The organism is Lachnospiraceae bacterium GAM79, from assembly GCA_020735665.1.
Classification (GTDB): domain Bacteria; phylum Bacillota; class Clostridia; order Lachnospirales; family Lachnospiraceae; genus Coprococcus.
Window position 1 is genome coordinate 1,085,113 of the sequence record CP085928.1, and the last position, 13,366, is coordinate 1,098,478.

Sequence of the window (13,366 nt, forward strand, 5' to 3'; positions counted from 1 at the left end):
GAAAATGACAGACAAAAAGGAAGGAGCATAAAAATGTCAGTTAAAATAGCGTTGGCAGGTAATCCAAACAGTGGAAAGACAACATTATTTAACGCACTTACAGGTTCAAACCAGTATGTAGGTAACTGGCCTGGTGTAACAGTAGAGAAAAAAGAAGGAAAATTAAAGGGTCACAAAGATATTATCATCACTGACCTTCCCGGTATTTATTCACTTTCTCCATATACATTAGAGGAAGTTGTTGCCAGAAATTATCTGATCAAGGAATATCCGGATGCGATCATCAATATTATTGATGGTACGAACATCGAAAGAAATCTGTACTTATCAACACAGTTGATCGAGCTGGGAATCCCGGTTATCATGGCAGTTAACATGATGGATCTTGTAAAGAAGAATGGTGACAAGATTGATATCAAGAACCTGAGCAATGCACTTGGATGCGAGGTTGTAGAGATCTCTGCATTAAAGGGTACTGGAATTGATGAAGTAAAAGAAAAAGCAGTTGCGGCAGCACAGAAGAAAGTACAGAATAAGCGTGTACATAGCTTTGATCAGGCTGTTGAAGATGCAATCGACAGCGTAAGTGCAAAGCTTACAGTTGAAGAAAGAAAGAAGAGATTCTTTGCGATCAAGCTTCTTGAAAAAGATACAAAGATTGCAGGGCAGATGGACAGTGTTCCGGATTGTAAAGATGAAATCAAAGCACTGGAAGACAAATTTGATGATGATACAGAGAGTATTATCACCAGTGAGAGATATGCATATATCTCATCTATCATCGGAAAATGTGTGAAGAAGAATACAAAGGGTGAAAAGCTTACAACCTCAGATAAGATTGATAAGATCGTTACAAACCGTATCCTTGCACTTCCGATTTTCATCATTGTAATGTGGCTGGTTTATTATATTGCGATGTCAACAGTCGGTGCATGGTGCACAGACTGGACAAATGATAATCTGTTTGGTGACGGTTTCCATTTATTCGGTATCGGAAGCAAAGATTATGAAGAGGCATCCGGTGATTACGATGCAGCTACAAATGCACTTGACGCATACGGCGTACTTGTAACAGATGATGAAGACGCTATAGATGTTGATGCAACAAAGGCAGCTATCGAAGCAAATACAAATACAGAAGCAAGTGTTAAGTATCAGATGGAAGATGAAGAAACTCTTGATACTTACGATATCGATGTATATTATTCAGAAGTACCTGCTGGTGCAAAAGAAGATAAGACAAATGCTATGTCTTATTTAGATGCAGTAGAATACTTCAACAAGACAGAAATGGCAGAGATCGATCCTGCTGATTATGGTGTGTTCGTTCCGTCTATTCCTGATCTTGCGGAAAGAGGTCTTGATAAGATCGGATGTGCAGACTGGTTAAAGGGACTGATCCTTGACGGTATAATCGCCGGTGTTGGTGCTGTACTTGGTTTCGTACCTCAGATGCTCGTATTGTTCATCTTACTTGCAATCCTTGAGTACTGTGGCTATATGGCACGTATCGCATTCATCATGGACCGTATCTTTAGAAAATTCGGTCTTTCGGGAAAGTCATTCATTCCTATTCTTGTAGGTGTAGGTTGTGGTGTTCCTGGTATCATGGCATCTCGTACAATTGAAAATGAAAAAGACCGTCGTATGACAGTTATGACAACAACATTTATTCCTTGTGGTGCTAAGGTTCCGTTTATTGCAATGATCGCAGGTGCGATCTTCGGTGGATCTTCACTGGTTGCTACAAGTGCTTACTTTATCGGTATTGCAGCAATTATCTGCTCCGGTATTATCTTAAAGAAGACAAAGATGTTCGCAGGAGATCCTGCTCCATTCGTTATGGAGTTACCTCCTTACCATATCCCGACAATCGGTTCTGTATTAAGAAGTATGTGGGAGCGTGGCTGGTCATTCATTAAGAAGGCCGGTACCATCATCCTCCTCTCAACAATCTTTGTATGGTTCACAACATACTTCGGTATTCTGGATGGTAAATTCCAGATGCTTTCAGAAGATCAGATCGACCACAGTATCTTAGCTAAGATCGGTGGAGCAATCTGCTGGATCTTCAAGCCACAGGGATGGGGCGACTGGCAGGCAACTGTTGCATCTATTACAGGCCTTGTTGCTAAGGAAAACATCGTTGGTACTATGGGTATCCTTTATGGTGGTGGGGAAGGCACTGTATACAGCGAGCTTGCAAAAGCATTCACAACAGCAAGTGGTTTCTCATTCCTCGTATTCAACTTACTCTGTGCTCCATGTTTCGCAGCAATGGGTGCTATTAAGAGAGAGATGAACAGTGCAAAATGGTTCTGGTTTGCAATCGGATATCAGTGTGGTTTCGCATACCTTGTATCCCTTGTTATTTACAGAATTGCAGGACTCTTCACAGGTGCATGCTCATTCGGTATCGGCACTGTTGTAGCAATCCTGATCATCGTTGCTTTCTTCTTCCTGTTATTCCGTCCGGATCCAAACAAGAAGGTCAAGACAAGCAAAGAATTCTTAAATGCATAATTATAAAGGCTAACATATAATACACATACAATACGATGCGCGCTTCCCTTTGTGGCAGCGCGCATTTTGTGTATCGGTTATTATACAGAAATCAGATTTATATAAATTCCTGTCTGTCGGCTGGCGTTCATAGAATTGACAGACAAGATGACAAATGTAGATATTTATTAAAACTCCGTGAAATGAGTTGACAAATAAATATATGATAGAGGAAAATGAATGTATACTATAATACAAGAACACTTACTTGTCAGAAATGTTTTTTGAAAGTACAGATGTAAGATGATTGAGATGTCTGTATAATTAACGAATGACGAATTGGAGGTTTTTACTATGGCAGTTATACATTTAAATGAAAAAGAATATGAAGATCAGGTTTTAAAGGCAAAGGGACTTACGCTGGTTGATTTCTGGGCCACCTGGTGCGGACCATGCAGAATGGTTGCACCGATCGTTGAAGAATTGGCTGACGAATTTCCGGAGGTAAAGGTATGCAAGGTAGATGTAGATGAGAATCAGGAACTTGCACTTGCAAACAAGGTTGTATCAATTCCAACATTTTTATTATATAAAGATGGAGAAGTTATAAAGAAAATCGTGGGAGCAGTTCCAAAATCCGAGCTGATTCAGGCAATCCGCCAGTTTCAGTAGATAAGAATGCAGTCCAAAACGCTTGCAAAAGAAAGCATATTATTATAAGATGAAAGACAGCGACCAGATAAATGGGTACATGAATTGACTAATTTACTAAACGGAGGTTTACAAATGAAAATGTTATCATTATCAGAGGAACTTAAGGGTAATTCTTATCCCGGCAGAGGAATCGTGATCGGACGTTCGGAAGACGGAACAAAGGCAGTTACCGCATACTTTATCATGGGTAGAAGTGTGAATTCCAGAAATCGTGTATTTGTTACAGAGGGCGAAGGAATCCGTACAGAAGCATTTGATCCATCCAAGCTTGAGGATCCAAGCCTTATCATTTACGCACCGGTTCGGGTTCTTGGCAATCGGACGATCGTAACAAATGGTGATCAGACCGATACGATCTATGATGGAATGGATAAAGAGCTTACATTTGAACAGTCACTCAGATGCCGCGAGTTTGAACCGGACGGTCCAAACTATACACCGAGAATTTCCGGAGTTATGCATATCGAAGGCGGACAGTATGACTATGCAATGTCTATCTTAAAGAGCAATAACGGAGATCCGTCGGCATGCAACCGATATACATTTTCATATGAGAATCCCGCAAACGGAGAAGGACATTTTATTCATACATATATGCATGATGACAATCCACTTCCAAGCTTTGAGGGAGAACCGAAGTTAGTTGGTATATCAGGTGATATCGATACATTTGCAAATATGGTATGGGAAAGCCTGAATGAAGACAATAAGGTATCCCTGTTTGTCAGATATATCGATATCGCAACAGGAAAGTATGAGACAAGAATCATCAATAAGAACAAGTAATTATCACGAATCGGGAGGAAATACAGAATGAACGAAATTCAATTAAAATACGGATGCAATCCAAATCAGAAGCCATCAAGAATCTATATGGAGGATGGAAGTGATCTTCCGGTTACCGTATTAAATGGTAAGCCGGGCTACATAAATTTTCTGGATGCATTTAATGGCTGGCAGCTTGTTAAAGAATTAAAGGCAGCAACCGGACTTCCGGCAGCTACATCCTTCAAGCATGTATCACCGGCAGGTGCAGCGGTAGGACTTCCTCTTACAGATACACTTGCAAAAATCTACTGGGTAGATGATCTTGGTGAACTGTCACCGCTTGCATGTGCGTATGCAAGAGCCAGAGGTGCAGATCGTATGTCATCCTTTGGTGATTTCATTGCATTGTCAGATGTCTGTGATGCAGATACAGCCCGTCTCATTAAGCGTGAGGTATCCGATGGTGTGATCGCTCCCGGATATACAGACGAAGCTATGGAGCTTCTGATGCAGAAGAAGAAAGGTAATTATAATATTATCCGGATTGATGAGAACTATGTTCCTGCTGAGATCGAACGCAAACAGGTATTCGGAATTACATTTGAACAAGGAAGAAATGAACTGAATATTGATAAGGATCTTTTATCCAATATTGTAACAGAGAATAAAAATATACCGGAAGAAGCTCTTATCGATATGAAGATCGCACTGATCACATTAAAATACACACAATCTAATTCCGTGTGCTATGTAAAGGGCGGGCAGGCAATCGGTATCGGAGCCGGTCAGCAGTCCAGAATCCACTGTACAAGACTTGCCGGTCAGAAGGCAGATAACTGGTGGCTGCGTCAGTCTCCACAGGTTATGGGACTTCAGTTTGTTGATGGACTTGGACGTGCAGACAGAGATAATGCGATCGATGTATATATGGGTGATGAATATGAGGATGTTCTCCGTGATGGCGAATGGCAGAAGCGTTTCAAGGTAAAGCCGGAAGTATTCACAGCAGAAGAAAAGAAAGCATGGCTTGCCGGAAATCAGAATGTTACACTTGGTTCTGATGCATTCTTCCCATTCTCAGATAACATTGAACGTGCGAAGAAGAGTGGTGTTGCGTACATTGCTCAGCCGGGTGGATCTGTCAGAGATGATCTTGTGATCGAAGCATGTGATAAATATGGAATGGTAATGGTATTTACAGGTATCCGTTTATTCCATCACTAATCAGGAGCGACAGATATGGCAAGAAGAAACAGAAGACGACGCAGAAAGAAAAGATCCAATATTGATTTTGGAAAAGTATTTATATTTTTGCTTGCATGTGCGATCATTATTTTTGCTGCTGTTGTGATTCTTTCAAAATTAATATCACATAAAGATCGGTATTTTGATGAAGGACTTACATATTATCAGAATTCGGAATATGACAAAGCTCTTGATAAATTCACAGAAGCTCTTTCGGAAAAACAGATTTTTTCTCAAAACAAGGATAAGAATACCAGACTTTATATTGCAGATATCTATATGAAAACTGCAGATTATAAAAAAGCGGTAGATGAATACGATACGATCCTTCAGAAGACATCAGCGGATAAGAAGGATGTGAAGAAGATGCAGGAGATTGCTCAGGCGTTATCGGATTTCTCAGATTCGAATTATGCCGGAGCACTTCCGGTTCTGGAACAGTATGTTAAAGATTATCCGGAATTATATCTTTATATCGGAACCTGTTATGCTTCCATGGATGATTCCGAGCATATGTTTGAAAATTATGAGAAGTATATAAAAAAATATGGATATAATTCTTATCTGTATGCACAATATGCGGCATATTATATCAGTATCGGCGAACTGGATAACGCATACGGCTATATCAATAATGGTCTGGCCAGTGATAACACATTCCAAAAGGAACTCCGTTTACAGGAGATCACATATTATGAGAAGATACAGGATTATGATAAAGCATATGAGCTTGCAAAAGAATTATATAATCTGTATCCCGATTATCAGGCGGGTGCAGATGAATATAATTTCCTTTACACCAGAGTATCCCATGATGATGAATAGATAGAATTGGCAGGAGGCATTTTATTCATGGAAATACAATTATGGAAGGAGATCTTATCTCCATATGAGCAGGCAGTAGATGAACTGCTTCTGAAATTTAAGCATATCATAAAAGATTACCGCAGTCAGGGAATGTATTCTCCGATCGAGAATGTGACCGGACGTGTGAAAAGAATTTCAAGTATTTTGGATAAGATGCAGAAGAAACATATTCCGATGGATCATATCGTGGAAGAAATGGATGATATCGCAGGAATCCGTATTATGTGCCAGTTTGAAGAGGATATCTACAAGGTTGTAGAGATCATAAGAAATCGCAAGGATATGTCAATCCGAGAAGAGAAAGACTATATTACAAATGTAAAGGCAAGCGGATACAGAAGTTATCATATTATACTGAATTATGATGTTTATACGATCAAGGGACTGCAGACAATCCAGGCAGAGATCCAGATACGTACAATGGCAATGGATTTCTGGGCGACGATCGAACATTCTCTTCAGTATAAATATCGTCACAATATGCCGGAGCATATCCGGGAAAAACTGTTAAATGCAGCAAATGCAACCGTTGCACTGGATAAAGAGATGTCATCTGTTCGTGGCGAGATTATGGATGCACAGAATTCATTTAATTATAAGGCATCTGTAGTAGCAGATATACTGACTAATATACAAAATCTGTATTATGTCGGTAATCAGCGAGAGGTTGTAAAGATACAGAATGAATTTTATGATATTTACCAGAAGGATGATCTGGAAAAGCTGGAGGATTTTTCCAAACAGCTTGATATTATCGCAGAAGGATACAAAGCACAGGGGTTATAGATTATGAACTTACCGGAGTCATTTACAAACAGGATAAAGACACAATTAGGAGACGAATATGAAGCATATATGAATTGTCTGGATCAGGGCATGCATCATGGACTTCGTGTGAATACAAATAAAATCAGTGTGGAAGATTTCTTAAAGATCTCTCCATTTGAATTAAAGCCTGTACCATGGACAACAAATGGTTTTTATTATGATGATAAAGCATGTACACCATCCAAACATCCATATTATTATGCAGGGCTTTATTATATTCAGGAACCGAGTGCGATGGCACCGGCGAGTATTCTTCCTGTTGAAGACGGGGATGTGGTTCTTGATATCTGTGCAGCACCGGGAGGTAAATCAACCGAGCTTGCAGCAAAACTTCATGGAACCGGGTTCCTGATCTCAAATGATATCAGTAATTCCAGAGCCAAGGCATTGCTAAAGAATCTGGAATTATTCGGAATCGGTAATATGTGTGTGGTAAGTGAAGCTCCGAATAAGCTGAGCACAAAATTCTATCAGACCTTTGATAAAATTTTGATTGATGCGCCTTGCTCCGGTGAAGGAATGTTCCGTAAATCCCAGTCAATGGTAACAGCGTGGGAGAACAATGGCGTTGAGTTATTTGCCGGTTTACAGCGAGGAATTTTAAATGAAGTTGTAAAAATGTTAAAGCCGGGCGGAACCATGCTGTATTCGACCTGTACGTTTTCTCCGGAAGAAAATGAACAGTCAATCGAATATCTTTTATCACTGGATGATACATTAGAATTAATCGAAGTTCCGAAGTATCCGGGCTTTTGCAATGGAAATCCGGCATGGGGAAAGACCGAAAATGCAGAGCTTGAGAAATGTGCAAGATTATGGCCGCATCATATCGAAGGGGAAGGCCATTTCGTTGCACTTATCCATAAAAAAGAGGCAGAGCAGACACAGGTGTTTCAGTCATGGATTCACAGAGGCTGTAAGCCGGATAAAAATGCGGAAGAATTTTTTACACATATTTCGGCTGATGCAGGAATTAAGTCTGCATATATTGAGGAAAATAACGGAAGACTGTATTACATGGCAGAATGTATGCCGGATGTATCTGGGCTTCGGATGTTAAGACAGGGCTTGTTCCTTGGCGAGATCAAGAAGAACCGGTTTGAACCGAGTCAGTCACTTGCCATGTATCTGCGGCAGGGACAGTTTGATAATGAAGTAAATCTGACTTCTTCAGATGACCGTGTTTTTAGATATCTGAAAGGCGAGACGATCGAAGCATCGGATCAGAAAATTAAAAATGGATACGTGCTTGTTCTGGTGGACGGATATCCGCTTGGATGGGCAAAAAATACAAACGGAACGTTAAAAAATAAGTATTTATCTGGATGGAGGATGATGTCATGAGTAAAATAGCAGTCGTTACCGGAGCTTCTTCCGGATTGGGCAGAGAGTTTGTTGTTCAGATCAGTGAAAAATATAAGACGATTGATGAAATATGGGTGATCGCCAGACGTACAGAACGCTTGTATGCCTTAGAAAGAGAGATTGAAGGCAAGAAGGTTATTGTTCTTCCGCTGGATGTAACAAAGCAGGATGATCTTGAATCCTATAAGAAGATGCTTGCAAAGGAGCATCCATGGGTGCGTGTTCTGGTAAACGCAGCCGGTTATGGCATTATGGGACATGTAGAGGATGTTGTATGCGAGGAACTTACAGGAATGATCGATGTTAACTGTAAGGCTTTAGTTGCCATGACGAAGATTACTCTGCCATATATGAAAGAACAGAGCAATATCATTAATATTGCATCATCTGCGGCATATCTGCCACAGCCATCTTTCGCTGTATATGCAGCAACAAAATCAATGGTAAGAAGCTTTTCCAAGGCATTAAATAAAGAATTGGAGGACAGAGGCATTACAGTGACAGCAGTATGTCCTGGACCGGTTAATACTGAGTTTTTTGATGTAGCCGAGAAATATTCCCATACAAAGGCATTTAAAAGATTGTTCCGTGTAGAAGCAAAAAATGTAGTAAAACGTGCCTTATTTGATGCATATTATCTGAAGACAGAATCTACCTACAGCATAACGATGAAAGCGTTCAAGGTCGTAACAAAGCTGCTGCCGAATGACTGGATCGTTTCCATGATCAAATAGAGACAGATATCCGGTTAATACAAAGATTTACCGGGGATTTGAAGAACATTATAATAAAAACAGAACAGGACAAAAACAATGGAAAAAGGACAGTATGGATATATAAAAAAACATAAGAAAAAGATCATAACCAGTATTATTATACTTGGTGTTATGATCCTTACAGGAGTAATTCTTTCGCTTGTTATGTTTAAAACAACAAAAACCTTGATCATCATACTTCCGATATTGATCAGTCTGCCATTTGCCAAACAGATCGTAGCACTTATCATGTGCTCCAAATTCAAGCCTTTAACAGAGGAAGAACACAAGAAAATAGAAAAAGGGATCCATTATGAGAACCGGGACGGCATCCTGTATGATATCTCAATCAGTCGATACGAGGGAATGATGTTTTTCCCTGCCGTGATCGTACGGGATGGCAGAATGTTGTTCTTGTATCAGAAAGCATTTGATAAGAAGATTCCTGATGTGGAATTCCTGAAAAAAGAAATTGCACGTTCCTTTGAAATGATAAAGAAACCGTATGTTATTATTACAGCGTTAACCGTAGATGAATTTATAAAAAAGGCAGAGGCGATCAAAGAACCGGATGAAGATTACGTAGTAAAGGATCAGTCTATGCGTGAAAAAATATTTGAACTTGGTGTATAGGAGCCGGGCATGAAAGAGATCATTATATCGCAGAATGAAGCAGGACAGCGTGTAAATAAATTTCTTTTGAAATATCTGAATAAGGCACCGTCAAGCTTTGTTTATAAGATGATGCGAAAGAAAAACATCAAATTGAACAATAAGAAAATTGAAGGAAACGAATACATCTATATCGGAGATACGATCCAGATCTATATGTCCGATGAAACGATCGCCAATTTCCGGGAAGATGTCAGCGGGACAGACTGCACTTCCTCTAAAAAGAAGATTCCGGTCGAGATCATCTATTCGGATGAAAATATTCTGATTGCAGATAAGCCGGCCGGCGTTTTGTCACAGAAAGCATCAAAAGATGACTACTCCTTTAATGAAGCATTGATCGACTATCTGCTCGACAGTGGTCATATCACAACTGAAGAATTAAGAACCTATCGTCCGTCTGTATGCAACCGTTTAGACCGCAATACATCCGGACTCATTCTTTGTGGGGTGAGTCTTACCGGAAGTCAGGAATTATCCAGAATTATAAGAGAACATCTATTACATAAATATTATTATACACTTGTACGGGGACGCCTGACGCAGAAGCTTGACAGTACCTGTTATCTACAGAAGGATAATGCAAAAAACAAAGTCCGGATATCGGATCGTCCATGGGAACAGGGCAAGAGTGAAGAAATCCATTCAATCTTTTATCCGGTTAAAAAAAATGATGATTATACGTTGGTAAAGGTTGAGCTTATCACAGGTAAGTCTCATCAGATCCGTGCGCAATTAAAGCATCTGGGATACCCGGTAGTCGGTGATACAAAGTATGGCATACCTGAAGTGAACCGGTATTTTTCAGATTCTTATCATGTAAAGCATCAGCTTCTTCATTGCGGAAACATTATATTTAAAGAAACAGACGGTCCGCTTTCTTATCTGGGCGGGAAAGAGTATTCGGCATTTCTTCCGGAACCGTTTCGGACGATCGAAAAAGATTTATTTGGGTAATTTGGATAATAACTTTAGTAAGATCAGAATCAGATAAAAGATAAAGAGGCAGAATCGGATGGCAACTTGGAATTCCAGAGGACTTCGTGGTTCCTCACTTGAGGAACTGATTAATTATACAAATGAATATTATCGGGAAAAGAAGCTGGCAGTTGTCCAGAAGATCCCGACTCCGATCAAACCGATCCGTATGGATAAAGACAGCAGCCAGATCACACTGGCGTATTTTGAAAAAGATTCTACGGTCGATTACATCGGTGTCGTACAGGGCATTCCGATATGCTTCGATGCGAAGGAATGTGCGGTTGATACGTTTTCCTTACAGAATATACATGAGCATCAGTATCATTTTATGAAAGAGTATGAGGAACAGCAGGGAGTCAGCTTCCTGATCATATTTTTTACGCATAGAAACAAATATTACTATTTACGTTTTTCGGAATTAAAGACTTATATGGATCGCGTGAATGAGGGACATGCAAAGAATTTCAAATATGAAGAACTGAATCCGGATTTCTTTATTCATGCAAAAAACGGTGCATTGGTTCATTATCTTGAGCTTCTCGATAAAGATTTGCAGTTAAGAGCATAAGGGTTCAGGAAAAAATCTTGACAAATATCGACTGCTCCCCTATAATGAGCACATTGTTAAAATAACTAATTACCATGTTATCACTTCAATGTAGTAAAGTGATATGTGGATACAAGGAGGAAAAAAGATGCAGGACAAACTGTTGCAGACTCCGGATGGAGTAAGAGACACTTATGATGTAGAATGTAAAAAGAAAAGAAAGATTATTGAAAAACTGCATCATACTCTGGAGTTATACAGCTATCATGATATAGAGACACCTACATTTGAATATTTTGATATATTTAACCGTGATAAGGGATCTGCACCGTCAAATGAAATGTACAAATTCTTTGATCGTGATAATAATACACTGGTATTACGCCCCGATATCACACCGAGTATTGCAAGATGTGTAGCAAAATATTATAAGGACGAACAGTTACCGATCCGTCTGTGTTATACGGGTAATACTTATTCAAACCCGAGAAAATTACAGGGTAAATTAAAGGAAGTAACACAGATCGGTGCCGAGCTTATAAATGATGATTCATCTGCGGCAGATGCAGAGATCATAGCAACCGTTGTTGATTCTTTTAAGGCACTTGGAATCGATGAGTTCCAGATCGAGATCGGACAGATCGATTACTTTAAGGGAATCGTCGCAGAAGCCGGAATTACAGAAGCTGAGGAGCTTCAGATCAAAGAATATATCAATATCAAGAACTTCTTTGGTTTGGAGGAATATTTAAAGAAGCTGGATATGAGCCCTGTTTTAAAGAAAGCCTTTCTTGCGTTTGACTCTTTATTCGGTGGAGAATCCATGTTAGAGGAAGCAGAGAAGCTGGTTACGAATCCGGTATCACTTGCAGCCGTTCACAGATTACAGAGAATCCATAAAGCGTTATGCTGTTATGGATATGACAAATATATCGGCTTTGATCTCAGTATGTTAAATGGTTATAACTATTATACCGGCGTGATCTTCCGCGGATACACCTACGGAACCGGAGATGCCGTTGTAAAAGGTGGACGATATAATAACCTGTTAAAGCAGTTCGGCAAAGATGCACCGTCTATTGGTTTTGCATTTACCGTAGAAGAACTGATCATGGCACTGTCCAGACAGAATATCGAGGTTTCGGTTGAATATTCGAATACGATCATTCTCTATGATATCGAGAATCAGGAGCCTGCGATCAGCCTTGGTAAGTCTATGCGCCAGAATGATAAGAAGATTGAATTGATACGCAAATCTGTCAGAAAGTCAGTGGACGATTATCTGGAATATGCAAAAAGAGAGCATTTCTCCGGACTGTTTTATTTTGAAAACAGTGATACGGTCAAGGTATTTGATCTTGTGTCCGGTGATGAGAACGAGGTGGCAATCGCATCCCTGAAATAAGCGGACAAAAGCAGAAAGAAATTCAAAATTAGAATTTGATCGATGGATAGATTGGAGAGATAAATCAATGAGATATTTAACATTTGCGCTTGCAAAGGGCAGACTTGCAAAGAAAACCCTTGCATTGCTTGAACAGATAGGAATTACCTGCGATGAGATGAAAGACCCGGATACCAGAAAGCTGATTTTTATAAATGAAGAACTGAAGCTGAAGTTCTTCCTTTCAAAGGCAACAGATGTGCCAACCTATGTAGAATACGGTGCAGCAGATATTGGTGTAGTTGGTAAGGATACGATATTAGAAGAAGGCAGAAACCTGTACGAGGTAATGGATCTCGGATTCGGTAAATGCCGGATGTGTGTCTGCGGTCCTCATAAAGCAAAAGAATTATTGAAGAAAAATGAGATCATCCGTGTTGCCAGCAAATATCCGAATATTGCAAAAGATTATTTTAATAATCAGAAGAACCAGACGGTTGAGATCATCAAATTAAACGGTTCGGTCGAGCTTGCGCCGATCGTTGGCTTATCGGAGGTGATCGTTGATATCGTCGAGACCGGAAGCACCCTTCGCGAAAACGGACTGGAAGTTTTAGAAGAAGTTTGTCCGTTATCTGCAAGAATGGTTGTAAATCAGGTAAGCTTAAAGATGGAAAATGAGAGAATTAGAAAGCTGCTTGCTGATCTGAATTCGTTAATTAATAAGGAGGCATAAAA

13 protein-coding genes are annotated in these 13,366 nt (G+C 39.8%); all 13 read left to right on the top strand.

Annotated elements, in window-relative coordinates:
* Positions 1-33: 33 nt before the first annotated feature.
* A complete protein-coding gene (locus LK416_04785) occupies positions 34-2,523 on the top strand; it encodes a ferrous iron transporter B (protein ID UEA75500.1) in 2,490 nt (829 codons plus the stop codon).
* Between the two features lie 333 nt (positions 2,524-2,856).
* Positions 2,857-3,174, top strand: a complete 318-nt coding sequence (gene trxA, locus LK416_04790; protein ID UEA75501.1) for a thioredoxin — start codon at positions 2,857-2,859, stop codon at positions 3,172-3,174.
* A 114-nt stretch (positions 3,175-3,288) separates the two neighbouring features.
* Complete coding sequence (locus LK416_04795; GenBank protein ID UEA75502.1) at positions 3,289-4,002, top strand: IMP cyclohydrolase; 714 nt, start codon at positions 3,289-3,291, stop codon at positions 4,000-4,002.
* Between the two features lie 27 nt (positions 4,003-4,029).
* Entirely contained in the window at positions 4,030-5,208 is a 1,179-nt protein-coding gene (locus LK416_04800) for a phosphoribosylaminoimidazolecarboxamide formyltransferase (GenBank protein ID UEA75503.1), read from the top strand.
* A 15-nt stretch (positions 5,209-5,223) separates the two neighbouring features.
* Complete coding sequence (locus LK416_04805; protein UEA75504.1) at positions 5,224-6,054, top strand: hypothetical protein; 831 nt, start codon at positions 5,224-5,226, stop codon at positions 6,052-6,054.
* Between the two features lie 27 nt (positions 6,055-6,081).
* Positions 6,082-6,882 (top strand): GTP pyrophosphokinase family protein, encoded by an 801-nt coding sequence (locus tag LK416_04810; GenBank protein ID UEA75505.1) that lies wholly within the window; start codon positions 6,082-6,084, stop codon positions 6,880-6,882.
* Positions 6,883-6,885: 3 nt separating this feature from the next.
* Positions 6,886-8,268, top strand: a complete 1,383-nt coding sequence (locus LK416_04815; GenBank protein UEA75506.1) for an RsmB/NOP family class I SAM-dependent RNA methyltransferase — start codon at positions 6,886-6,888, stop codon at positions 8,266-8,268.
* Positions 8,265-9,023: an SDR family NAD(P)-dependent oxidoreductase gene (locus tag LK416_04820; protein UEA75507.1), complete on the top strand. Its 759-nt coding sequence runs from the start codon at positions 8,265-8,267 to the stop codon at positions 9,021-9,023. Before LK416_04815 ends, LK416_04820 begins: the two co-directional genes overlap by 4 nt.
* A gap of 78 nt (positions 9,024-9,101) precedes the next feature.
* Positions 9,102-9,677, top strand: a complete 576-nt coding sequence (locus LK416_04825; protein ID UEA75508.1) for a hypothetical protein — start codon at positions 9,102-9,104, stop codon at positions 9,675-9,677.
* Between the two features lie 9 nt (positions 9,678-9,686).
* Positions 9,687-10,673, top strand: coding sequence for an RluA family pseudouridine synthase (locus LK416_04830; GenBank protein ID UEA75509.1), 987 nt, complete (start codon positions 9,687-9,689; stop codon positions 10,671-10,673).
* 58 nt (positions 10,674-10,731) lie between these two features.
* Complete coding sequence (locus LK416_04835; protein UEA75510.1) at positions 10,732-11,265, top strand: Holliday junction resolvase RecU; 534 nt, start codon at positions 10,732-10,734, stop codon at positions 11,263-11,265.
* Between the two features lie 127 nt (positions 11,266-11,392).
* The gene (gene hisZ, locus LK416_04840) at positions 11,393-12,649 is read left to right on the top strand and encodes an ATP phosphoribosyltransferase regulatory subunit (protein UEA75511.1); all 1,257 of its coding nucleotides are present in this window, start codon (positions 11,393-11,395) and stop codon (positions 12,647-12,649) included.
* A gap of 67 nt (positions 12,650-12,716) precedes the next feature.
* Positions 12,717-13,364: an ATP phosphoribosyltransferase gene (gene hisG, locus LK416_04845; GenBank protein UEA75512.1), complete on the top strand. Its 648-nt coding sequence runs from the start codon at positions 12,717-12,719 to the stop codon at positions 13,362-13,364.
* Positions 13,365-13,366: the final 2 nt, after the last annotated feature.